Here is a 21,995-nt window from a genome sequence, read left to right as displayed (position 1 = left end):
TGAGAGATGTCGATGCGTACAGGAAAATGCCTGCCGGTTATCCTCATGTTGGCCGGGATCATGGTGCTGGTTCAACTGGTGAACACCTTGACGGCGAACAGCCTGGTACACCACGGAATCATCCCTCGTACAACCAGCGGCTTGCAGGGGCTCCTGTTTGCCCCTTTTCTACACGGCTCCATCCGGCATCTGCTCAGTAACCTTGCGCCCTTTGTAGTGCTCAGCTGGCTTATTTCCAACGAAGGCCTCGAGCGCTATGTTCGGGTGCTCGTGCTGATTGCCATGTTGGGCGGACTGCTGGTCTGGCTGCTGGGTCGGCCTAGTATTCATGTAGGAGCCAGTGGGCTGATCTTCGGTCTGTGGTCCTATGTCCTGGCCCGCGCATGGTTTCAGCGGAGCCTTTTAAGTCTGTTGATTGCTGCAGCCGCCTTGCTGGGTTATGGCGGGCTGGTCTTTGGTTTTCTACCCGTGCCGGGTATTTCGTTCGAGTCCCACATCGCCGGTGCCGTTGCAGGCATAGTGGTCGGGTGGATCATGCATTCGAAGACATTACTGGCTAATGCCAGATAATCTCTACAATAAAGAAACAGGAGGTGCTTTATGAGTTGGATCAAGAGGGCGCTAGGCATGGAGGCGCCGCTCCCTAAGGAAAGGGCAGGTTCTGCACCTATCACCAACGCCAGCCCGCTGGGGCTGACCCGGGAGCGGATGATATGCCTGGACAAATCCCTGAAGCTGCTGCTCGACGGGCACTCGCACGTTACCCTGCCAGGGGATGAAAAGGTCTGGGCGGTGGGTAATATCGACCTTGGCCAGTCCATGCGACTGCTGCGTTTCTATCTGGACGATGAGGACTATTTCCTCCAGATAGTCATGAACGGCCCTAGCAATGATGACATCCAGGACATCATTCTTTTTGGCTATCACAGCGTCACCACGATCAACAGCAAGGCCGAATTGCTAAGCCTTTCGGGGCCGGGCGCAAAGCTGGGTATGCCACTCTATGAGCTCGACGGCGAGGAGTATGAACGCCAATGGGGGACGGAAGACGGCCAGACGGAGCTGACGCCGCTCCTTGAGTACGTCAAAAGTCCAGAGCAGTCTTATCGAATCCGGCATAATTGCATGCTCTACGCACGTGAAATCGGCCTGGTGAATCGTCGGGAGTTTCTGCTCCTGTCGGTCGAGGAAGATGATGAGGGTGTCATCTCGCTGTCGACGGCCGTTGGCGTAACGCTACAACCTACAGACCTTCAGGTCCTCTGATAAGGAAATCTACATGCTTGAAGCACTTCGTCTATCCCTGAACGCTGGCGCGGTAATGGGCTTCATCATCTATATTGTTGTTGCGGCTATCCTGTTCGCCTTGTTCCAGCTGGTTTATACCCGTCTCACACCACACAAGGAATTTGCGCTCATTCGCGAGGGCAATACCGCGGCTGCCATTGCTTTGGGTGGCTCGCTGATCGGCTTTGCCCTGCCGGCGAGCAACATCATTGCTTATAGCGTAAGCGTTCTGGACTTCGTGGTTTGGGTCGTCATCGCCGCGGTCGTTCAGCTGTTGACCTTCCTTGGCACCAGCCTGGTGGTGAAGGACCTTTCTGCTCGTATCGGGCGAGGTGAAACGGCTGCGGCAGTGTATTCAGCCTCTGTCGCAATCAGTATCGGTTTTATCAATTCCGCCTGCATGACGCCGTCGGTCTGAGCCAGGAGGAATAACCGATGAGAAAACGCAGTTCCGTCAAGCTGGTATTGGCCAGTACCCTGCCGCTGGCGCTGGTCGCCTGTGGCAAGTCACAGAATACCGCCACCTACAGCGCCAGCCAGAACTTCAGCTCCGTGCAGCAGTGCGTTGAGGCCAAGGTTCCGGTCGATATCTGTTCGGATGCCTACATGCAGGCGATGGCTGATCACAAGCGCATCGCGCCGACCTACGACGATCAGGCGTCATGCGATGCCGACTTCGTACCCGGTTATTGCCAGGCGACATCCGATGGCAAGTACATGCCCAAGCTGGGGGGCTTTGAACTGGCCATGTCCGGAGACCTGCCCAAGCAGGCTGTCGAGCAGGCGAACAATCAAAGCGGCGGCGGAGGTGGTGGGGGCAGTCACCTTAACGGCCTGCTCATGGGACTCCTGATCGGCAACATGCTTAGTGGCTCGGGTAACAACCACTACTACTCGCAGCCGATTTACCAGGCGCGGGACAACCGCGGCAACTATTACAACTCGACGCTTTCGCGCCAGATTGAGCAGGGTAAAACATTCAGCCGTTCGACGCAGGCCAGGACCAGTCCTACCAACAGCTATACCTCATCTACTCTGGGCAGAAGCCTGAGTCGAAATTCGGGAACATCCGGATCAGCCGTATCTTCCACCATCTCTCGCGGAGGCTTTGGCAGTCAGGCCAGCGCCCGTAGCGGCTGGGGTGGCAAGAGCAGCGGTGGGTACAGCAGTAGCTAAGGACATTCGAGCATGAAAAAGATCAGCATCGAAGAGCGCCCGGATTGGCGCGAGACCCTGGAGCGTGAAGGCTTCAATTTTCACACGATCGATGGCGAGCGCTACTGGGATGAACGGGGTTACTACCAGTTCACCGAGGCTCAGATCACCCGCGATCTGGAGCAGCCGACCCGGGAACTGCATGAGATGTGCCTGGATGTCGTCGACCGGGTTGTCGACAGCGAAGAGCTGCTCGAAGGTCTCGCCATTCCCCCGGCCTTTTTTGATCTGGTCCGCAGCTCATGGAAGGAAGGCCACCCGCATTTGTATGGGCGATTCGATATTGCCTACGACGGAAGCGGGCCGGCCAAACTGCTGGAAGCCAACATGGATACACCTACCTCGTTGCTTGAAGCAGGATCCGTGCAGCTGTTATGGCTTGAAGATCAGATCGCCCGTGGCGTGTTGCCGCCTGAGGCAAATCAGTTCAATACCATCGCCGAAGACCTGGTACGTGCCTTTGCTGCATTTCCTGTCGGTGGGGCTTTCTATTTTTCGGCCATGTCGGGCTCGGTCGAGGACCGCGGTACGACAGATTTCTTGCGTCGAATGGCGGCACACGCCGGAATCGATGCGCGGCATATCAATGTGGAGGATATCGGGCTGACGGCTGAGGGGCGATTCGTGGACCTTGAAGGACGTTGGATCGAGCGGCTCTTCAAGCTCCATGCCTGGGAGCATATCTTCAGCGAAGAGTTTGGCAAAGCTGTACCACGATGTGATACGCAGTTCGTGGAGCCCGCCTGGAAGTCTTTGATCAGCAACAAGGGTATTCTGCCGCTGTTGTGGCGATTCAACGAGGGACACCCCAATCTGCTGCCGTGTATGGTCGATGCTGATCCAGCAAAGCCGGTTCCCAAAGGTTGGGTGCGCAAACCCTTCTTTTCGCGGGAGGGTGCCAACATTGAAATCCGCACCGATGAGGATCAGGTTGTCAGGGAGGATGGTCCTTATACGGACGCGCCGTACATACTCCAGGCTTTTTCACCGCTCCCACGCTTTGGTGACAGTTACACCCTGATCGGCTCCTGGGTGATTGCCGATGTAGCTTCGGGTATCGGCATCAGAGAAGATGACAGCCTTATTACCAAGGACTCCAGCCGGTTTTTACCGCACGTGGTATTGGGTTGATAGCGGCTATAACCCACCCGGCGTGGCACTGACTGCGCCGCTTGCTGGTATCGCACTGAACCTTCTTTATGGCTCCATCCAGATGTTACGCAGGATAAGCCTGTTAGTACCCGGCCATCATTTGCTTGTTACATCTCTGTCTGCGGCGCTCAGCCTGCAGGCCTGCTTCTAAAAATCTTCTCTAAGCGACGGAACTTAGCCGTTATCTGCGGTATTGCCTGTGCTTGGCAATCAGCAGTGTCATTGTATTTTCATCGTGAAGGTTTCTGATAGGCAAGGTTTGTCGGAGTCGGCATCTGGCTCGGGGTGCTTCGTTATGTATTGACGATAGCATCCTGGTGAGAGGCCGAACCCTATAGCCATACCTCATCCATGCCCAGTCTAACCAGTAGGGAGTTTTGCGGCCTGTTTACGTAAGCTCATGTAGTCACTGACTTGTCTGGTCCACCACAAGAAGGAATAGGCAATGACCGTCAAGGCTGTAAGTAATAACGATGCCAACTCGCCGGCAGGCTCGGAGTCAGACAAAGCCTGGAATCAGGCAGTGGAAGATGCCAAGGAGGTCGGCATCCGTTGGGAACGCCCTAAGGACGATACGCGTTCGGCGCAGGAAATCATCGACGACAGTCCGCTACTCAAACATCTGGGCAACCAGAGCGGGGTGAAGGACAAACTCAAGGAGCGGGTGGGCGATTTCGAGAAGGACGCTGACGCCGCATACCGGGCTGTCCAGGTGCTTGAGCACGTAGTGAAGATCGATGAAAACGGCAATCGCATCATCGGTGACAGCAATGTCGATAATGATCGAATCGATGGATTCACCAAAGGGGGCGATGCAAAGCACGGTACTGAAGCTGGCCGCCTACAAGACTTTGGCAAGTATGGGTTCTCTTTTTTGAAGGGCGAGCTCCATCAGGTCTCTTTAGCTGGTAATAACGATAAGGCTCGCGAGCAGGCAGAAGCGCTGGGTATCCGCTGGGAGCGGCCGGAAGGTGATGATCGCTCCGCGCAAGACATTATTGATTCCAATCCCTTGCTCAAGAACCTGGGCAACCAGAGCAACGTGAAAGATATGCTCAAGGAGCAGGTAGGTGATTTTGAAAAGGACGCCGATGCGGCTTACCGGGCTGCACAAGTGTTGGAGCATGTAGAAACGTTGGACGCCTCTGGTGAGAAGATTGCCGGAAAAGACGTGGGCAATGGCAGTATCAACGGCTTTACCAAGAGTGGTGAGGCGAAGCACGGCACTGAAGCCGGTCGGCTGCAGGATTTTGGTAAGTACGGCTTTTCTAGCCTGAAAGGTGAGCTCAAGGACCCTGCAGCGGTAGCGGGTGACAAGCAGGCCCGTGAGCAGGCTGAGAAGCTGGGCATCGTATGGGAGCTGCCTCCGAACGATAAGCGCTCGGCCCAGGATATTATCGACAGCGATCCGCTACTCAAGAACCTGGGAAACCAGAGTGGCATCAAGGATATGCTCAAGGAGCGAGTCGGCGATTTTGAAAAAGATGCCGATGCAGCCTACCGGGCTTCACAGGTGCTCGAACACATCGAGCGCTACGACGGTGAAGGCAAGGTTCTTTCTGGTAGTGATATTGGCGATGGCAAGATCAATGGCATCACCAAGGACGGCGAAGCAGAAAATGGCACTGAAGCCGGCCGACTTCAGGATTTTGGCAAGTACGGTTTCTCCAATCTCAAGGGGCCAGAGCTTACCGAAGAGGGGAAAATCGATTTTGCACGCGAAAGTGCAGGCCTGCCACCGGATACCGAAACGGATGTCGCCAACCTGGAAACCACCACAACTGATCCAGCGGACAAGAACCGCAAACTTACCGTGAGCGAACTGACGTGGCAGAACCTGCTCGCCGATTGGAAAAAGGGAATCGACAACGGCAGCATTGCCAAGGACGATGACCGCGCCAAGCTCTATAACGCCTTGCGTGCTCAGAGCGCCAGCGAGAACGGGTTGGACATGGTCGTGCTGGACATGTCGATGGGGCAGGGTACAGCCAAGGTGAGCGGTAAAGACCTGTCTTCCATCATTGATAAGGCCAAGGTGGACGAACAGGTCGGCAAGCTCTTCGGCTCGGAAAGCGTACAGAAGGATTTCCAGGCTCAACAAAGTAAGGCCCTGGACGCACTGCCGAACAAGGACGCGGTGCGCGAAAAACTCGAGACCATGGCCTTCTCCGAGGAGTACTCGCGTTATATTGCCGAACTCAAGAAGAATGGCAAGGATGAACTGGCGGAGGCTGACATCGGCAAGACCTATGCTTCGCTGGCGGCCTTCGACCCGGACAAGGCTGCGCAGTTTTCCCAGCACATGATGATCGACGCCACGACAATTGATCTCGACAAGCTGCTGGCCGATCCCTCGGGAATCAACGACGAAAACACAGTTCTAGCTACCCAGGACACCATCAAGACGCTCCTGACCGCACTGAAAAAAGGCGGTATCGACATCTCGCGGCGCACTGTGGAAACCGAGCGCTTCGTACAGGAGTTCCTGGGTAACAAGCAGACTGCAAAAGCATTTGGCGAAGCACTCAAGGAATTGGGGGCGACCTTTAGCAAGAACGGGGTCGTGACGGCGGATGACATCAACAAGGTTATGAGCAAAGACGTCTACAAGACCTTGGGTGAGGGCGCCCATGGCAGCATGCTCAAGACCATTACCGAGCTCAACAGCAACGGTGCGTTGGGGTCTGCAGGTGGTCTGATTTCCCTGGCTTCCGGGATCTACCAGATTGCAGGCAAGGGCGGCACGCTGGCGGATACTCCAGAGGAGCGCCTGGCGATTGCAAAAGACTTTGTCAGTGTCTTGGGCGCAGGGCAGCACTTCGTGAACCTGGGCAGTAATATCGTCGATAGCATCTGGGGGACCAAGATCAACCAGATGATGGGGTTGGACAAGTCCTTGCCGCAGATCTTTGGTAAGGATGTACCGGAAGGTTCTGGCAGAAACCTGAGCCTTGTGGAAGGTGATTTGAAAAAGATCTATGAAGGCTTCAACGCAGCGATTGATGCGGCCCCTGTTCCCGATCAGCAAAAGCTGGCAGCAAAAATGGATCTGACGCCGGAGCAATGGACAACGCTGAACGAAGGCTTCCGTGACGGCTTTGCCAAAAATCCGGGGCTCAAGGGCAGCACCCCTACCAGCCGTGGCGTTTCGGCATTCCTGCGGGTCATGGATGCAGGCGCTAATACCTTCACCGGGGTCGCTGACATTGTGCTGGGTGGCTTGAAGATCAAGTCAGGTCTTAACAGCAACGACAAGGTCGCTGTGGCGCAGGGTGCTATTACTGTTGCTGCGGGCGCCTTCAACTTTGCCGGTGGCGGCGCACAAATGGCCGCGGTCATGGGAGCCAACGCCGTTCGTGCCCTGGCGGGGCCGCTGCTATGGGTTGGCGCAGCATTGACGGTGGCGCTGACGCCCTTCCTGATCGTCGAGGACATCAAGCACAACAACCGCATGGATGCTCATCGCGAAGATTTGCAAAGCCTGATCAACGATCTGAATGATCAGAACCTGCTCACCGCCGATGGCAAACAGCGCTTCGAGTTTCTGGATGAGTACATGTATAACTACGGCCAGCGTGACGCACCGGAAGATCTCAGTATCTTCGAGTACCGTGAAGAGGAATATGAGTTCTTTGCAGACGGAGGGCATTTGCCGTCGCCCGGTTTCGACGACGTCGAGCATGAAGATTACAAGGGGGATGGTGCCAACCTCGATACACAACTGGCGTAAGCGAATAGCGATGAATCGAATCAAGGACTGAGCTGCGACTCATAGCAAAACAGCAAGGCGGGCCAGGGAAAGGCCCGTCTTGCTGCCTGTCTTACTTGACGCCCGCCTGTAGCGGCGTTATGCCCTGCGGCCTAATCATCTACCCCTATATAAGTGGTACCGACCAGTCCGGACAAGCTGCTAGTCAAGAGCATGACAGGGACACCTGCATTGATCTGGATTTTCAAGCGCCTTACGGATATCCGGCGTATCGTGAGACGGTCTTGCACATCGCCTGGAGAAGGCATGCAAGACCGCAATGTTGAACGATTGGCGCAAGCCGATCAGCCCTTGTGGTAGCTTGGCGCAAGTTTGTAGACCGAGGTATTCAGCCCCTCGAAGCGTGCCTTGAGTTGGAGAGCCAAATACAGAGAATAATGTCGGGACTGATGGAGATTGCCCCCATGGAACCAGAGGTTGTCTTGCTGGGTAGGCTTCCACATATTACGCAGCTCTCCCTCGTATGGGCCTGGGTCCTTGGTGGTACCTGACCCAAGCCCCCAGCATCGGCCTACTTTGTCAGCCACTTCCTGTGAGATCAGCTTGGCGGCCCATCCATTCATCGAGCCGTAGCCGGTGGCATAGACGATAAGATCAGCCGGTAATCGGCTACCATCGGTCAGGACTACGGCGTCTGGCTCGATATGATCGACGCCCAGTCCTTTCCCGCTCTTGAGCTTGATAGTGCCATTGGCGATGAGCTCCGACGCCCCAACATCAATGTAATAGCCTGAGCCGCGGCGAACATATTTGAGGAAGAGGCCGGACTCATCGTCCCCGAAGTCCAACATGAAACCGGCTGCGCTTAACCGCTCATAGAAGTCCCTGTCTCGTTCCTTAACACGGTCGAAGGCCTTGCGATGAAATTCAGGCAGCACACGGTAGGGCAGGGAAGCGAACAGCATGTCGGCCTTGTCTGCCGTAATTCCCTGCTCAAGAGCATCTTCGGAGTAGAGGGGGCCGAAGACGATTTCCATCAACGAATCGGAGCGTACGATATGGGTGCTGGAGCGCTGCACCATGGTGACGTCCGCACCGTTTTCCACAAGATCGGCGCAAATGTCGTGGGCCGAGTTGTTGGCTCCGATAACGACTGCCCGTTTGCCACGCCAGGCATCGCCTCCTGGGTGTTGGCTAGAATGATACTGCTGCCCGGCAAACGTCTCAGCGCCGGGGTAAACGGGAACATTGGGTACACCCGACATACCGGTTGCGAGAATCAGCTGGGTAGGTTTAAGCGTAATCGGTTTGCCGTCACGTACCACCTCTACGGTCCATTGCCGCGCAGTCTCGTCATAAGAGGCTTTGACGCATTCGGTCTTTGCCCAGTAATTGAGCTCCATGACTTTGGAATACATCTCCAGCCAGTCGCCGATCTGATCTTTGGGCGTAAAGACGGGCCAGTGATCAGGAAAAGGCAGGTAGGGCATGTGGTCGTACCAGACGGGATCATGCAGGCAAAGCGACTTGTAGCGACCACGCCATTGATCACCCGGTCGTTCAGCCTTGTCAACGATCAAGGTAGGAACGCCAAGGCGCTTGAGCCGTGCGGCAAGCCCCAGACCGCCTTGCCCACCTCCGATGATCAGGCAATAGGGTTGTTCGGTGATACCCAGTGCCGCCTCCTCGTCACGGCGTTTTTCCAGCCAGTTGCGCTTGTCGGTATGACCATGTCCATGCGTTGCACCCATGGGGCGACGCCGCCCGGAAGGCTCCTCGAACCCTTTGAGTTCACGCATGGTGGTGAGGAGTGTCCAGCACAGCCCGTCTTTGAGTCGCACATAACCTTTACCACGGGCAACGTCTGTTTCCAGACGGATCCAGCCTTCGAGTACACCGTCGGTTAGAGTCGCCTCGCCCTCCAGTGTCCAGTGATCAGGTTGGGTCTGTTCGAGGCGCTCCTCAAGCATTTCACGAATCGCGTTTTTGCCCTCCAGCGTAATCAGGTTCCAGCTGAACAGCACCAGATCACGCCAGTGGCAGTCATCGGCAAACAGCTCAAGTGTGCCATCGATGTCTCGTGCAGCAAGGCGGTTGCCGAAGCGCTCTACCCAATTGGAGAGCTGGGCTGTCGGGGATTGCGCTTGAGATGCGGCTGTAGGATCAACATGAATATTCATAGGTGTCTCCTCCCGGACTAATTGTTGTTGTGCGCAGCCCGCCCCGGGTCGGCAAGTCCGCGTCGGCTCAAACAGGTCTGTCGTGACGGGGTTAGTTAGGCCGTGCAACGGGCAAGAGGGTCAGGGCTTCCCGGTACCAGGCACGCTGGCGTAGGAGGGATTGTTCGGCGGGCGTAGCGTGCTGCTCCCTTGAATCGATAATGGATGGCCTTGGCGTACCGTATGGCAGGGCGCAAACGTTCCTGGTGCAGAAAAAGGCGTAACGCATGAATGGACTCTCCTGATCGTTGTTGTTGTGCAGGGGAATACATAGGAGAGTGGAGCAAGGATAGGGCCAGGTTTGGAAAACGCTTACCTGCTGTGGTGTTGCCGATACGGTTGTAGCTATCCCAGGCCAGCCCGCGTATCGATCATGGCCTAAGGGGGTGACATTTTGTACCGCTTCTGGCCTACCAGCCTTGGAGGCTTGAATGACCTACACTAGACATTGCACCTTGCCGCCTGCATAGGGAGAACAACAAGAATGTCCCAAAGGCCTCATACTTCAATACCTCCTTTTTCAAAAGCACCACCCAGCTTGCCTTCAGGCTCTACAGACCCGGTTGTCGTACGCTCCTGGCAGCGCTGCCTTGAGCACTACCAGCTGGATCCTGCCAGTCCCCAGGCACCTTGCGTCATAGAGCAGCCGCGCCTGGTTGATCACCGAGAGCCGCTGTGTAACCTCCTTGGCTTGGCCCGTGGGCAGATGAACACCCTTTACCAGCAGCTGGGCGGGGCAGGACACACGATCTTGTTGACCGATGCCCAGGGCGTGGTGATTGAAAGCGTCTTCCATGAGGCAGAGCAAGTTCTGCTCGAGCGTGCTGGCCTGTGGCTTGGTGCGGTATGGAACGAAGATATCGAGGGGACCAACGGGGTGGGTACCTGTCTGGTTGAGCGCCAACCCATCACGATTTTTCGGGAGGAACACTTTCGCAGTCGCCATACGGGTTTGACTTGCTCGGCGATGCCCGTCTTTGATCCGGCCGGAAATCTCCAGGCGGTACTCAATGTTTCTACGGTTCGCGAGCAGCAATCGCGGCAGAGCCAGTTTCATACGATGGCGCTCACGACACTTTCGGCAAAACTGATCGAAAATGGCTTTTTCCTGCAGCATTGTAAGCAGGACTACCTGCTGCGCTTCCATACCCAGCCCGAGTTTCTCGGTCTGCTTAGCGAGGGGCTCCTGGCATTCGATGGAGGGGGCCGGATTACCGCAGTTAACGAGCCGGCCCTGAACCTACTGGCCTCCCGCCGTGAGGCGTTACTGGGTCAGTCGCTGGAGGGCGTGCTTGACATCAGACTCGATGAACTCCTGGCCTATGCGCAGCCACAACCCAGTACCTATTGGTCGATATGCACTTTGGGCGGCGTGCTGCTTCATGCTCAGGTACGGGGCATACAGCTGCGTACGGTTGTAACGCCTCCGCCGGTTCGCCGCGCAAAGATCGAGGGGCTATGTCTCGCCGATCATGCACTACATGCGGCGTTCGATCGGGCGCTCAAGGTGTTGGAGCATGATGTGCCGGTTCTTCTCTATGGGGAGACCGGGACTGGCAAGGAGGCTTTCGCTACTGCGCTGCACCGTGCCAGTTCACGTGCAGGCAAGCCATTTATCGCACTCAACTGTGCGGCCATTCCCGAGGCGCTGATCGAGAGCGAGCTGTTTGGTTATTGCGGCGGAACATTTACCGGTGCACGTAAAGAGGGCATGGCAGGCAAGCTCCAGCATGCCAATGGCGGCGTCCTGTTCCTTGATGAAATTGGCGATATGCCGCTTGCCCTTCAAACCCGGCTGCTGCGTGTTCTAGAGGAGCGTCATGTCGTTCCGTTGGGAAGTACCGTACCACAGCCGCTTGATATTCGCCTGATCAGTGCCAGCCATCGAGACCTCAAGGCGCTGGTGGCGGCGGGTCAGTTTCGGGAAGATCTCTATTACCGCCTGACTGGCCTGCAAGTCACCCTGACGCCTTTGCGAGAACGAAGCGACAAGGCTGAGCTGATCGATCATCTGCTCCGAGAAGAGGCTCGTGGCAAAGAAATTCGAGTGGAATCGGCAGCCAGGCAGGCGCTACTGGCGCAGCCATGGCCCGGCAATATTCGTCAGCTGAGAAACCTGTTGAGAACGCTTGTAGCCTTGAGCGAAGGATGCTGGATCGGGCTCAGGGATGTGGCAGCCGTGCTGCCGCTGGAGACACCTGCAGAAAATGCATGTAACCCTTTGGGGACAGCGGAGCGTGATGCCCTGGTTGCAGCCTTGCAGGCTGAGCACTGGCATCGGGGGCATGTGGCTGAGCGGCTCGGTATCAGTCGCAATACGTTGTACCGCAAGCTCCGTAAACACGGGCTGATCAACCGCTAATTAAGGTGGCATCTCTCACATCAACCGGAAGGCACCAGGCCGATTAATGGCTACATTAAACGGCTCAGCATTCCAGATTCGCCGTGTCCCGATTGTGATGATCGGGGCACGCTTGAGAGTTGGCTTTCTCGTCTATACGACCTTTACGAGGTTATCTACTGACAAGCGGCCTGCCCAAGCTCTACCAGCTCTCCACCTTGCCTCATTTTTGTTGCATCCACCACTCTGACAAGCTTTGCGGGCGTACCGTACTGTTTGGCACTCAGGCAAACGGATTCGGCCAGCCGGAACTGCAAGGTATGATCATCGACAACACTTACCTGGAGCAGGGACGGTGTAACCCAGCGGGCTTCCTTGATAGGGCTTTTCTTGTTTGAGACCAGGGCATGAATCAGTTGCTGCTGCCGCTGAGCGGCATCAGTATTTCCCGCTTGAGCCTCGCGCGGAGTTGAAGCGGCACGAAGCCCGAGATAACCCAGGGCAGCGCCCACAATCATGAGCAGCAACAGTACTTTCCTGGCTTTCGACATCGTCGGCGGTTTACTCCAGGGAAACAGGTCAGTTATCTCGTCGGCGGCCATGCGGAGCATATCGTTTTACCCGATCATCAATACAAGCTCTTGCAGGACCATGGCGCACGAGCCAGACGGGCAAGCTAACTACCGATACAGAAGCCGAAAGTTATAGGGGTTGGACACATATCCTTTCTAAAGATTTTTTCTATCGGTCCGATAGAAAATGTGATGCCTTGCAAGGGCAGCCTTTGGCTGCGCTCATCCTGCTTAACGTGCAGCCATAAAAGCACGACGGTAGGTAATCGACTGAGCTTCGTACCATTGATATCGAAGCAGACTCTGAGGTGAACATCGTGCTCCGAAACATCCCGTTGGGTTTCAAGCTTCTGCTGATTCTCATATGCCCACTTCTCGGCTTCCTATGGCTCGCGACGGCAAAGGTGGTTGATAGCTACCAGACCTTGCAGGAGATGAATCGAACGGTGGAAGCAAGCACGGTTGCCCAGAAGGTAAGTCAGTTAATTACTGTGCCGCAGCGTGAGCGCGGCGCAAGCGGTGTTTATCTGGGCAGCAAGGGAAATGCAATGCGGGATATGCTGCCTCGCATGCGTCAGCAGACGGATGAAGCTATGGCGGCCTTGCGCGCGCTTTCTGGAAGTGCCAGAGAGATTCGCGACGCCATGGCTGGATTGGATGGTTTGAAAGCCACCCGTGACCAGATCGATACGTTGGGCATCACCAACCGTGAATCAGGCTCGCGGTTTACCAAAATCATTCAAACGCTGATTGGATTCACTCATTCACTGGAGCACAATGTGAATGAGCCATCGCTTGCCCGAGCGTTATCCTCGCTTAATGAATTCATCGAGATGAAGGAGCGGGCAGGTCGTGAGCGGGCCATGCTAGGTGTCGTGTTCAACCAGGATCGGTTCGATTCTGATTTGCTATCAGCTTTCAGCCGTAACCTGGGTGAGTTTTCCGCCTACTCCGAGGCCTTCAGACGTAACGCGTCTGAGGCGCTTGTGCGCAAGCTTGATGAAAAGATGCAGCAGCCCAGCGCGCTTGAGGTCGCACGTCTGCAGCGTCTGGCATTCGAGACGCCGATCGGTCAGTCACTGGGTGTGTCGGCCGAAGGATGGTTCAAAACCTCGACGAGCCGAATCGATCTGATGGGTGAAGTAGAGGAAGAGTTGGGACAGCAGGTGGGCGCCCTGGCAGCCAAGGCGCAGCATCATGCGTCAGCCGTTCTGTGGACAACGCTGGGTGTCGCAGTGCTTGCGCTGTTGGTCGTCTCGGTGCTGTCCTACCTGATCATTCGCAACATCAGCGTTGCCGTAAAAGCGGTGAACAATGCGCTGCTGGCACTTTCGCAACGCGATCTTACTGCGCGATCCGATTACAAGGGCAAGGACGAATTTGGCGAGATTACCCATAACCTCAATCGTATGGCTGACGAGTTGGGTCAGGTGATTCAAGAGATTGGTAACGCCACCACGCAAGTTGCGACGGCCGCGGAAGAGTCTTCAGCGGTCACACTTCAGACCAGCAAGAGCATTGAGCGCCAGCGCCAGGGTACTGAGCTTGTTGTCACTGCGATCAACCAGATGAGCGCGACCGTGCGGGAGGTGGCTCAGAGCACCAGCGATGCCGCCAGCATGTCACAAGAGGTCAACCAGAGCACAAGCCAGGGGCGACGTGAAGTGGAAAGCACGATCAGTGTCATACGAGAACTGTCTGCGCAGGCCGATCAGACCGCAGCCATCATCAGCGACCTGAAGCGAGAAAGCGACTCCATTTCCACGGTGCTTGATGTGATCCGCGGCATTGCGGACCAGACCAATTTACTGGCGCTCAATGCGGCCATCGAAGCGGCACGGGCCGGCGACCACGGTCGGGGCTTTGCGGTAGTGGCTTCCGAGGTACGTATGCTGGCCCAAAAGACACAAGAGTCTACTGGCAATATTCAGCAGATGATTGCAAACCTGCAGACAGGCTCTGATCGTGCTACTCAATCGATGCAGGAGACTGTAGGCAAGGCTCGCGCGGGCGCCTCCAACATCGAGCGGGCCGGTGATATGCTCACCAGGATTGCCGAGGGCGTAGCCAGTATTAACGATAGAAACCTGCAGATTGCTGCGGCTGCGGAAGAGCAAAGCGCCGTAGCGGAGGACATCAACCGCAACATCGTGGAGATCAACGATGTGGCTATCCAAGTCAGCGCAGGTGCCGAGCAGACTGCCGCAACCAGTCTAGAGCTGGCGCGTCTGGCTGAGCACCAGCAAAAGCTGGTAGGTCGGTTCAGGTTGGTGTAAACCGCACGTGTAATCGATTGACTCGTTTTGCTGAGCTACGCTTGGTTATCATTATCAGCCGATCCGGCTAGTGTTTGAGTCATCTGAACGTTTGTCAAAGACAGACGTTCAGGCTCAACAGGCGGGTATCAAAGACGTTACCTTTAAAAGACAATCAGCTGCCTGTCGGTTACTGTACCGGCAGTGCTCTTATGGCGACCTTGTTTATTTATCAGCCGGTGCCGCCTGAGAGGAGCCTGACTGCGCGGCACCGGATCTCTTGTTCCGATTGGGTATCTTTGGCTTTGTCCTTCTTATTGGCCTCGTGATGGCCAACCGCGCATCCTGCCGCCGCACCTGCACTGTCGTGATGTCCGGCAACATGGCCGGCAGCGCCTCCTACGACAGCTCCCGTGATCAGCTCAAGTGAATGGCCCCGCAAGTTCTTCGAGAAATAGGGCAGCCGCGTCTGTAGCAAGCGGTCTCCAGACGATTGCGGCACAACATGAAGAGGTGTCGGCGGGCGGAAAAAAGTGTTTGACTTAGAGCGCACTCTAACCTCTAGGATCCTCCCCATGGACTCGAATTTAACGATAGATGAAGTTGCCAAGCGTACTGGTCTGACGGCTCACACGTTGCGCTACTACGAGCGTATCGGGTTGATTGCGCCTGTTAGCCGAGCCCCTGGCGGCCAACGGCGTTACGCAGCATCAGACATGGCCTGGATCAGTTTTCTTCTAAGGCTGCGTACCACCCAGATGCCTATCGGAAAAATGCTGACCTTCGCAAAGTTGCGTGCTGTTGGAGACTCAACCGTATCTGAGCGCCGTCGCTTGCTGGAGGATCACCTGGCGGAGGTACTTGCCCAGATCGAGGCCATGAAAAAGTCTGCCGATGCCCTGCAAGCCAAGGTCGAGCACTACCAGGCGCTGGAGCATTCCTGACATAACCCTTAGCTACCATGGAGAGACGCCTGATGAACACTGCAACGCGCTATGAACGCGGACTTGAGAAATTAAAGGAAATCGATGGTGAGATAGGCGAGCGCGTCGTCGCCAGTCTTGCTGACATCGCTCCGGACTTTGCACGCTATCTAATCGAGTTTCCGTTTGGAGACATCTACTCTCGTCCCGGTCTTGACCTTAAAAGTCGAGAAATTGCAGTGGTGGCGGCGCTCACGGCTATGGGGAATGCAGCGCCTCAACTCAGAGTACATATCCAGGGCGCGCTGAATGTAGGTGTTTCGCGTGAAGAAGTCATTGAAACCATCATGCAGATGGCGGTCTATGCAGGCTTCCCAGCGGCATTGAACGGACTGTTCGCAGCCCGAGAGGTCTTTGCATCGTTAGATACTTTGGATCAACCAGTAGCGGAACCAGAGCATTAAGGCCGCCAAGCCTTGGGTATTCATAAAGACCGTTTGATTCAAAGCGTTTCACGGATTCAATGAAGCCCTACAGGTGCTGTCCAACGATAGGGTCATTTAGGACCTCACTCGAGGTGTATATGAATACTCAACCAATCGACACATGGCGGATGCAGGGCTCTGATCCATTAGGTCCGGGTGATGAAGTAGGTGCGAACGATGACGAGATGGCACCACTGGACCCTGACCAGGCACCTGACGAGGCCGATGAAGAAGGTGGCATCTGATAGAGGGTTACCTCAAGTCCTGCCAATGCAAGGCTTGAGGTATCAGATTAACGGTCGGATTGTTAATACAGTATTTGATGTGAATCCTGTCACAACATGATATTTCTGCGCAGCAGCAATCGCTGCTCCTGCAGAGGCATCATTATGGTCAGGTCAGGCGGTGGTTTCTTGGTAAGACAAGGAACCGCATTAGCGGTAGGTGCAGCTGTTCTTTTTCTTTTATTTGGCATTATGGGTTGGCTGCTGGAATACCTGTCCTTTGGCATGATGTGTATGCCTATAGCGCTGGGAATTGGGATTCTGACCTTTTTATGTTTAGCGACGATTACCTATAGCCTGCTGGACTGATCTGCGTAGATGAACGCTCGGTTTTATGCCGAGCTTTTATTGTTCAGCTAATTAGACGAGCGGAAACGGTGGTGCGAACACTTCTTGGTTTGACGACTCCAAGTTATAAGGCCGCTTTGGCCTTATAAGAAAGGAGATGCACCATGGCTACGTATGAGCACGCTCCACTAACAGCGCAAAGCCCTGATCCGCTTAAACCAGACGATACAGGTATTGGTGGCGATGTGGTTGATCCCGCTATGCCAGACGATACTTTGGATGATGACGATGTAAATCGTCCCTTGTAGTCGAATACTCGAATAGAAGCCCGGTTATATGACCGGGCTTTTTGCTAACAGCGATCAAGATCTTCCCACATCTTTTTCCAGTACGCGTCCGCTTCGCTGTGTCGTGATCTCAAGGCCGTTTCGAGCTGTTTCCGTTCTTCCGATTGATGAGGTGCTGCGCATTCGAGATATTGAGTGGCTGCTTCTTGTACCCGTTGCTCAAGTTGATTCCACTCTGTCACAGCTGCCGTCCACGACTTGCCCGTCAGTGCTTCATACTTTTCGTGCCCATCCATACGGTCGTCCTCAAAGAGATGCATGTTGATAGACACGGTTTTCAGGCTTCAATTTCAATCCGTCATGGTTAGATGCTATTTGCGCTGCGTAATTAGCGCTCTGCGGTAACCTTGGCGCCAAATATTTAAATGTACAGACTAAAACGATTTGGCTGAACTAGTGGGGTACTACTAAAAATATTGCAGAGCTATCTTTCTAATTATCGATACTGTCCTCGAGATAGCTTGGTTTTCTCATTGACCTCAAGGTTGCATTTGCACACGTTTAAAAACGTTGTTAGGCCTACAGCTATCAAGCTTCCAGCAGATAACTTTCATACCAATCGATTCTTTCATTACTCCTTTGCCCCACCTTGATTGGCAAATACCACCTATTGCTTTCGCTGGAGCAAGGCCGTTATGAATATCAAACAAAAACTTACCTGCGCATTTGCGGCCATTGCCTGTACACCTGTGCTTCTGATAGTGGTCGTTGTGGCTATGAACCTGCGCAGCCAGGCTCAGGACGACTTTATTGACAGCAGTAGTCGTGAAATTCGTCAGATCGACAATGCTATGCAACAATTTTTTGCCGGCATCAGCCAGAACGTTGAGTATCTCGCTAAGCTGCCCGCTGTGACAAATACAGAGCCACTCAAACGTTATATGCAGCCCAATGCTGATCAACTGCCAACACCCAGCAGCAACGCGGTAATGCTTGATCTTTTTACTCGATTTGCCACTACGCATCCCGCTACGGCCTATTTGTCAGTAGGGCAGGCTGATGGCGGCTATGCACTATGGCCGGACGATCCTAAGCTCAGCAATTACGATCCACGGGTACGACCCTGGTATAAGACCGCTATGGATAATCCGGGCAAAACGGTACGGACATCAGCGTATTACTGGGCACCTGACGATGTGGTGCTAATGGGAACCGTACGCACCATAGACGATGCTCAGGGCAGGCCAGTTGGCGTGCTTGGGCTGGATGTGTCGCTCAAGCAGCTGACCGACCTGGTTAAGCAGATCAAGTTGGGTCATAGCGGCTACCTTATGCTGATCGAAGACAATGGTAACGTACTGGTCGACCCCAGCCATGCAGAACATAACTTCAAGTCGCTAAAGGACTTAGGTAATGAATACGCTCGCTTGGCGAGCGCTACGAGCGGACTGCAGCAAGTTGAACTTGATGGTGTGCAGTACATGGCAAATGTCTGGTCTTCGCCAGACCTGGGCTGGCGCTTCATCGGGTTGATTCAGCGCGACGAAGTGATGGCTAGGACGTCAAGCCTTACTTGGCAGATCGCTTTGATCGCTACGGTTTTGGTTATTATCTTTGCTCTGGTGGGCGCCAGCTTCGCCGGTTTAATCGCAAAGCCAATCCGCAGCGTAGCCGATGGGCTGGAGGGCATTGCACAGGGTGAGGGTGATTTAAGCCGGAGTTTGACCGTTCGTGGCAAGGACGAAACAGCCCTGCTTGCGCGTTGGTTCAACCAGTTCCTGGACACAATCCGTCAGCTTGTGCAGCGCGTCAGCAGTGCATCGACAGGGTTGCAGCAAGCCTCCCACGACAGTGCACGCGTCGCGCATCAAATTAACGATGCTGCAGGCCGGCAACGCGAAGCCGTAGAGCTTGTTTCTACTGCATTTAATGAGATGGTTGCTACAGCCAACGAAGTGGCGCGCTCTTGTAGTCAAGCCGCGGTATCGGCAGATACCGGTTTTCGCGAGGTACATAATGGTCAACTACAAATCGACGAGGCTACAGGAAGTGTTTCGCAACTAAGTGACAACCTCGCGCAGGCTACCCAGGCGATGCTTGTTCTTGAGCAGGACAGCAAGAACATTAATGCCATCCTCGACACAATCCGCTCGATTGCCGATCAGACAAACCTGCTGGCCCTAAACGCTGCCATCGAGGCGGCTCGAGCAGGCGAGCAGGGCAGAGGCTTTGCCGTAGTGGCCGATGAGGTTCGAGCATTAGCCAAGCGCACGTCTGATTCAACCGGAGAGATTGACGGGCTTTTGGGCGGTCTGGCGCGACGCACCCAGGAAGTCACGAAACAGATGCAAAACAGCTTGTCGATGTCCCATAACAGCGTCGAGCGCATTCAATTAGCCAGGGTTAGCTTTGAGCAGATCCGCTGCTCGGTCGACAATATCCGCGATCAGAACATACAAATATCTGCGGCTGCCGAAGAGCAGCATCAGGTCGCCGAAGATATCAATCGACATATTTCGCACATTCATGACGACGCCCTGGTGGTAGAGCGGTTGGCTCAAGCGGCTCGTACAGATGCCGCACGTCTGGAGCATCTTTCTGAGGAGCTACATGGATTGATCGGAGGATTTCGGACGTAATCAGCCTTCAGGAGGGGTACGCATGGTTGCAAGCCCCTCCTGACCCCGCCAGGTATGGATGTGAGAGCCCATAGCTGGCGTTGCGGAAATGCTATTAGCAACGAGCTAGAACGCTGGCGTAAGCCATAAAGCGCATAGTTAGCTCATGAAAAGCACAAGCTCAGCCGGTTTGGTTAATGCGCTAGTCTTACAGCTCAACCTTTGGGTCGGATAGAACGCATTGCAGCGCTGATTATCCAATGACTGTACTGCGATCCTGAGCGATCTTTCTCCTGGTACTGAACCAGGCGTTCAGATAGACATGGACATAGCCGATTCAGCCTTTCGTTTATTCAAAAAGAGCGTTCCGCTTTGTTTTCCTGCACGTCACTTTGCCTATCAAACGCATGCAAGATTTCCTGAAAAAAGTCTTTTTTCCTGTGTCTCCTATAGCTCAATCCAGCGTCTAGTTGATGAGCATAGCCTTTATCCGTAAGGCGGCGTTTGGGTTTCGACCGGTAACACGATCAGTTGAAACATGGGCGTCGTATCGTCGGGACCGTTGGGCCTGCTCTACAAGACTTAGGGGAACCCCTCCGTGATTAGCGGTTCTAGTCTTAAGTGGTAGTGCTTTATAGGTAGAGGAGAGCCAGTCTATGAAGGCAATCCGTATGTTGGCGGCAACCGTGGCCCTTGGTGTAACAAGTGGTCTTGCATGGGCTGATCTGCCTCCTGTGATCACGATGGGCCCCGGCTTCAAGATCGTGGTGAATGGTGCAGAAGTGCCGGTCTTCGGCTTTGACCGTTGCCCGCAGGCCGCTCTGGATCCACAGAACACCTTCCATATTCCTGGCGAGCAGGCCAAGGCCTGTACCGTCATTCCCAGTTACCAGAGTGAAGTCAAAGTCCGCATGATGCTGCGCTCCGGTCCGGTCGTGGAAACCTGGGGGGTCATGCGTTATGGCAACATGCTGGGCTTTCGCCGGCCCGGCGGCGATCTTGTCGTTCCGGCGACCTGACCGTTAAGCTGAGGTGATACCCGGCAGCACATGGCTGCCGGGCAGGGTTCAGCCGATCAGTTCGGCAAACGCCTTGTCGGCTTCAAGCACGTCGGGTAAGGCAGCAAATAGCTTGTCTGTATCTAGTCCGTTGAACAGGGGCCCGCTCAGATGTTGCTGTGCCTCAGGCGTGGCACCATGGGCTTCGTAGACATCGCTGATCGCTACCGCTTGCGCCACAATGCGTGGGTAATCGTCCGCGTCGGCAGGTGCCTGGGTGGGACGACCTTGATAAGCGATCGCTTGTTGAATGACCTTGGGTAATTGCCAACGCTTTGCCAGCTCTGCCCCTACTTCTGGATAGCCAAAGCCCAATTGCACGGTCTCATCCGCTGCTCGTCCCGTAGCGTCCTTTTTAGGTTGCTTGTTCAGCTTGGCTGCATAGTCAGGCGCACCCGCCTGAATCAGCAGCTCACCAATGTTATGCATCATGCCACAGGTAAAGGCTGTGTCCGGGTCTTTGCCCAGCTGCTTTGCCAGGAGTCGACAGATACTGGCTACCCGAAAACTGTGAGTCCAGAACGCTTTCAGGTTATAGCCTGAGTCAACCTTGAACGCGCTTGTCATGGCGGACGCCAGAACCAACGTACGAAGCGTATTGAAGCCCAGGCGCATGGTGGCATCTTCGATGCTGGTCGAATCACGAGCACCCTTGAACCGGGCCGAATTGGCGAGGCGTAATACCTTGGCGGCAATGACGGGATCCCGCTCTACATTACGCGCAACACTGTCCAGGCTGGAGGAAGGGTTATCGAATTGCTGGATGAGATCCTGGGCGACCTTGGGCACGCTGGGCAGGTTGTGAATCTCATTGAACAGGGTGTCGATATTCATGAAGGCTCCTTGTTGCCTGAACGGTATATTCCAAAGCATAGAAAAGCTTTGCCAAGTCGCTAGGGGTCAGACGTCGGCTCGCTGGGGCAGGAGACGTGTAATAGTCCAGTAAAGTGCGGATCCTTATCTTCAATCCCTGCTGCAATAACCCTAAGCGCTCAGCCAGCCTGAACAAAGTGGCCATAGACTTGCCCAACAAAAAGGGCACCCACTGCACAGGAGAAGACTGATGGTTGAATTCCAAAAGGCACCGGACGACCCGGAAATCGATCCAACCCCTTCACCACAGGATGAGCCAATCGGTGATGATCAGCGTGAGCATGCCCCCGATGAGCGTCTTCCTCAAAAGAATCCGACTGACCCGGAGTACAGCTGATGGACAACGATCCTCATCGTCATTTCGATGACGGTGTTCCAGACGAGACTCACCCGGACGAGATGCCTGCGGAGGATGACAATACGCCGCCG

The 21,995-nt window shown here is 54.9% G+C and carries 21 protein-coding genes and 1 pseudogene; 16 read left to right on the top strand and 6 right to left on the bottom strand.

What is annotated here, in order from left to right:
• Positions 1–12: 12 nt before the first annotated feature.
• From HMPREF1487_RS21220 to HMPREF1487_RS27810, 6 genes are all read left to right on the top strand, one after another.
• Complete coding sequence (locus HMPREF1487_RS21220; protein WP_010798799.1) at positions 13–570, top strand: rhomboid family intramembrane serine protease; 558 nt, start codon at positions 13–15, stop codon at positions 568–570.
• Between the two features lie 30 nt (positions 571–600).
• Complete coding sequence (locus HMPREF1487_RS21215; RefSeq protein ID WP_010798798.1) at positions 601–1,266, top strand: DUF2491 family protein; 666 nt, start codon at positions 601–603, stop codon at positions 1,264–1,266.
• 13 nt (positions 1,267–1,279) lie between these two features.
• Positions 1,280–1,705, top strand: a complete 426-nt coding sequence (locus HMPREF1487_RS21210) for a DUF350 domain-containing protein (protein ID WP_010798797.1) — start codon at positions 1,280–1,282, stop codon at positions 1,703–1,705.
• A gap of 17 nt (positions 1,706–1,722) precedes the next feature.
• Positions 1,723–2,463, top strand: a complete 741-nt coding sequence (locus HMPREF1487_RS21205) for a DUF1190 domain-containing protein (protein WP_010798796.1) — start codon at positions 1,723–1,725, stop codon at positions 2,461–2,463.
• A 12-nt stretch (positions 2,464–2,475) separates the two neighbouring features.
• On the top strand, positions 2,476–3,633 hold the full coding sequence (locus HMPREF1487_RS21200; protein ID WP_010798795.1) for a glutathionylspermidine synthase family protein: 1,158 nt from the start codon (positions 2,476–2,478) through the stop codon (positions 3,631–3,633).
• 466 nt (positions 3,634–4,099) lie between these two features.
• Positions 4,100–7,384, top strand: coding sequence for a hypothetical protein (locus HMPREF1487_RS27810; RefSeq protein WP_010798794.1), 3,285 nt, complete (start codon positions 4,100–4,102; stop codon positions 7,382–7,384).
• A gap of 323 nt (positions 7,385–7,707) precedes the next feature.
• On the opposite strand, the gene HMPREF1487_RS21190 is transcribed toward HMPREF1487_RS27810, so the two are convergent.
• Together HMPREF1487_RS21190 and HMPREF1487_RS27440 are read right to left on the bottom strand one after the other, a co-directional pair.
• Positions 7,708–9,543: an NAD(P)/FAD-dependent oxidoreductase gene (locus tag HMPREF1487_RS21190; protein WP_010798793.1), complete on the bottom strand. Its 1,836-nt coding sequence runs from the start codon at positions 9,541–9,543 to the stop codon at positions 7,708–7,710.
• Positions 9,544–9,634: 91 nt separating this feature from the next.
• Positions 9,635–9,811 carry a hypothetical protein gene (locus tag HMPREF1487_RS27440; RefSeq protein ID WP_010798792.1) on the bottom strand — a complete coding sequence of 59 codons (177 nt, stop codon included), beginning with the start codon at positions 9,809–9,811 and terminating at the stop codon, positions 9,635–9,637.
• A 255-nt stretch (positions 9,812–10,066) separates the two neighbouring features.
• Here HMPREF1487_RS27440 and HMPREF1487_RS21185 point away from each other — a divergent pair, with 255 nt between their 5' ends.
• Positions 10,067–11,944 (top strand): sigma-54-dependent Fis family transcriptional regulator, encoded by a 1,878-nt coding sequence (locus HMPREF1487_RS21185; RefSeq protein WP_010798791.1) that lies wholly within the window; start codon positions 10,067–10,069, stop codon positions 11,942–11,944.
• A 155-nt stretch (positions 11,945–12,099) separates the two neighbouring features.
• Here HMPREF1487_RS21185 and HMPREF1487_RS21180 read toward each other — a convergent pair whose 3' ends face one another.
• The gene (locus HMPREF1487_RS21180) at positions 12,100–12,525 is read right to left on the bottom strand and encodes a hypothetical protein (protein WP_125913066.1); all 426 of its coding nucleotides are present in this window, start codon (positions 12,523–12,525) and stop codon (positions 12,100–12,102) included.
• A gap of 287 nt (positions 12,526–12,812) precedes the next feature.
• Between HMPREF1487_RS21180 and HMPREF1487_RS21175 the strand changes: the two genes are divergently transcribed.
• Positions 12,813–14,771: a methyl-accepting chemotaxis protein gene (locus HMPREF1487_RS21175; protein ID WP_010798789.1), complete on the top strand. Its 1,959-nt coding sequence runs from the start codon at positions 12,813–12,815 to the stop codon at positions 14,769–14,771.
• Between the two features lie 211 nt (positions 14,772–14,982).
• Here the strand turns inward: HMPREF1487_RS21175 and HMPREF1487_RS26940 are convergent, their stop codons facing one another.
• On the bottom strand, positions 14,983–15,228 hold the full coding sequence (locus HMPREF1487_RS26940; protein ID WP_230382332.1) for a hypothetical protein: 246 nt from the start codon (positions 15,226–15,228) through the stop codon (positions 14,983–14,985).
• 97 nt (positions 15,229–15,325) lie between these two features.
• Here HMPREF1487_RS26940 and HMPREF1487_RS21170 point away from each other — a divergent pair, with 97 nt between their 5' ends.
• The 4 genes from HMPREF1487_RS21170 (at position 15,326) to HMPREF1487_RS27430 (ending at position 17,038) form a co-directional block, all read left to right on the top strand.
• A complete protein-coding gene (locus tag HMPREF1487_RS21170) occupies positions 15,326–15,694 on the top strand; it encodes a MerR family transcriptional regulator (protein ID WP_010798788.1) in 369 nt (122 codons plus the stop codon).
• A 32-nt stretch (positions 15,695–15,726) separates the two neighbouring features.
• A complete protein-coding gene (locus tag HMPREF1487_RS21165) occupies positions 15,727–16,137 on the top strand; it encodes a carboxymuconolactone decarboxylase family protein (RefSeq protein ID WP_010798787.1) in 411 nt (136 codons plus the stop codon).
• 119 nt (positions 16,138–16,256) lie between these two features.
• Positions 16,257–16,403 carry a hypothetical protein gene (locus HMPREF1487_RS27435; protein ID WP_010798786.1) on the top strand — a complete coding sequence of 49 codons (147 nt, stop codon included), beginning with the start codon at positions 16,257–16,259 and terminating at the stop codon, positions 16,401–16,403.
• 491 nt (positions 16,404–16,894) lie between these two features.
• Entirely contained in the window at positions 16,895–17,038 is a 144-nt protein-coding gene (locus HMPREF1487_RS27430; RefSeq protein WP_010798784.1) for a hypothetical protein, read from the top strand.
• A 44-nt stretch (positions 17,039–17,082) separates the two neighbouring features.
• On the opposite strand, the gene HMPREF1487_RS21155 is transcribed toward HMPREF1487_RS27430, so the two are convergent.
• Positions 17,083–17,313, bottom strand: coding sequence for a hypothetical protein (locus HMPREF1487_RS21155; protein WP_010798783.1), 231 nt, complete (start codon positions 17,311–17,313; stop codon positions 17,083–17,085).
• A gap of 399 nt (positions 17,314–17,712) precedes the next feature.
• Here HMPREF1487_RS21155 and HMPREF1487_RS28535 point away from each other — a divergent pair.
• The 3 genes and pseudogenes from HMPREF1487_RS28535 to HMPREF1487_RS21145 all read left to right on the top strand — a co-directional run.
• A pseudogene (locus tag HMPREF1487_RS28535) lies at positions 17,713–18,801 on the top strand (cache domain-containing protein); the annotation flags it as partial.
• A 150-nt stretch (positions 18,802–18,951) separates the two neighbouring features.
• On the top strand, positions 18,952–19,656 hold the full coding sequence (locus HMPREF1487_RS28530; RefSeq protein WP_371106402.1) for a methyl-accepting chemotaxis protein: 705 nt from the start codon (positions 18,952–18,954) through the stop codon (positions 19,654–19,656).
• 635 nt (positions 19,657–20,291) lie between these two features.
• Entirely contained in the window at positions 20,292–20,654 is a 363-nt protein-coding gene (locus HMPREF1487_RS21145; protein ID WP_010798781.1) for a hypothetical protein, read from the top strand.
• Positions 20,655–20,702: 48 nt separating this feature from the next.
• Here HMPREF1487_RS21145 and HMPREF1487_RS21140 read toward each other — a convergent pair whose 3' ends face one another.
• A complete protein-coding gene (locus HMPREF1487_RS21140; RefSeq protein WP_010798780.1) occupies positions 20,703–21,527 on the bottom strand; it encodes an HDOD domain-containing protein in 825 nt (274 codons plus the stop codon).
• Positions 21,528–21,756: 229 nt separating this feature from the next.
• On the opposite strand from HMPREF1487_RS21140, the gene HMPREF1487_RS27425 reads away from it, so the two are divergent.
• Positions 21,757–21,903: a hypothetical protein gene (locus tag HMPREF1487_RS27425; RefSeq protein WP_010798779.1), complete on the top strand. Its 147-nt coding sequence runs from the start codon at positions 21,757–21,759 to the stop codon at positions 21,901–21,903.
• The last annotated feature ends 92 nt before the right edge of the window (positions 21,904–21,995 follow it).

Origin of the sequence: Pseudomonas sp. HPB0071, from assembly GCF_000478505.2 — a bacterium.
GTDB lineage: Bacteria > Pseudomonadota > Gammaproteobacteria > Pseudomonadales > Pseudomonadaceae > Chryseomonas > Chryseomonas luteola.
The sequence above is the reverse complement of the archived record's forward strand: the minus strand, read 5'-3'. Positions and strand labels throughout refer to the sequence as shown.

Excerpts from the sequence above, each read along its gene's own strand:
- HMPREF1487_RS21220 (WP_010798799.1), top strand. The coding sequence starts at position 13 with ATGCGTACAGGAAAATGCCTGCCGGTTATCCTCATGTTGGCCGGGATC.
- HMPREF1487_RS21215 (WP_010798798.1), top strand. The coding sequence starts at position 601 with ATGAGTTGGATCAAGAGGGCGCTAGGCATGGAGGCGCCGCTCCCTAAG.
- HMPREF1487_RS21210 (WP_010798797.1), top strand. The coding sequence starts at position 1,280 with ATGCTTGAAGCACTTCGTCTATCCCTGAACGCTGGCGCGGTAATGGGC.
- HMPREF1487_RS21205 (WP_010798796.1), top strand. The coding sequence starts at position 1,723 with ATGAGAAAACGCAGTTCCGTCAAGCTGGTATTGGCCAGTACCCTGCCG.
- HMPREF1487_RS21200 (WP_010798795.1), top strand. The coding sequence starts at position 2,476 with ATGAAAAAGATCAGCATCGAAGAGCGCCCGGATTGGCGCGAGACCCTG.
- HMPREF1487_RS27810 (WP_010798794.1), top strand. The coding sequence starts at position 4,100 with ATGACCGTCAAGGCTGTAAGTAATAACGATGCCAACTCGCCGGCAGGC.
- HMPREF1487_RS21190 (WP_010798793.1), bottom strand. The coding sequence starts at position 9,543 with ATGAATATTCATGTTGATCCTACAGCCGCATCTCAAGCGCAATCCCCG.
- HMPREF1487_RS27440 (WP_010798792.1), bottom strand. The coding sequence starts at position 9,811 with ATGCGTTACGCCTTTTTCTGCACCAGGAACGTTTGCGCCCTGCCATAC.
- HMPREF1487_RS21185 (WP_010798791.1), top strand. The coding sequence starts at position 10,067 with ATGTCCCAAAGGCCTCATACTTCAATACCTCCTTTTTCAAAAGCACCA.
- HMPREF1487_RS21180 (WP_125913066.1), bottom strand. The coding sequence starts at position 12,525 with ATGGCCGCCGACGAGATAACTGACCTGTTTCCCTGGAGTAAACCGCCG.
- HMPREF1487_RS21170 (WP_010798788.1), top strand. The coding sequence starts at position 15,326 with ATGGACTCGAATTTAACGATAGATGAAGTTGCCAAGCGTACTGGTCTG.
- HMPREF1487_RS21165 (WP_010798787.1), top strand. The coding sequence starts at position 15,727 with ATGAACACTGCAACGCGCTATGAACGCGGACTTGAGAAATTAAAGGAA.
- HMPREF1487_RS27435 (WP_010798786.1), top strand. The coding sequence starts at position 16,257 with ATGAATACTCAACCAATCGACACATGGCGGATGCAGGGCTCTGATCCA.
- HMPREF1487_RS27430 (WP_010798784.1), top strand. The coding sequence starts at position 16,895 with ATGGCTACGTATGAGCACGCTCCACTAACAGCGCAAAGCCCTGATCCG.
- HMPREF1487_RS21155 (WP_010798783.1), bottom strand. The coding sequence starts at position 17,313 with ATGGATGGGCACGAAAAGTATGAAGCACTGACGGGCAAGTCGTGGACG.
- HMPREF1487_RS28530 (WP_371106402.1), top strand. The coding sequence starts at position 18,952 with ATGGTTGCTACAGCCAACGAAGTGGCGCGCTCTTGTAGTCAAGCCGCG.
- HMPREF1487_RS21145 (WP_010798781.1), top strand. The coding sequence starts at position 20,292 with ATGAAGGCAATCCGTATGTTGGCGGCAACCGTGGCCCTTGGTGTAACA.
- HMPREF1487_RS21140 (WP_010798780.1), bottom strand. The coding sequence starts at position 21,527 with ATGAATATCGACACCCTGTTCAATGAGATTCACAACCTGCCCAGCGTG.
- HMPREF1487_RS27425 (WP_010798779.1), top strand. The coding sequence starts at position 21,757 with ATGGTTGAATTCCAAAAGGCACCGGACGACCCGGAAATCGATCCAACC.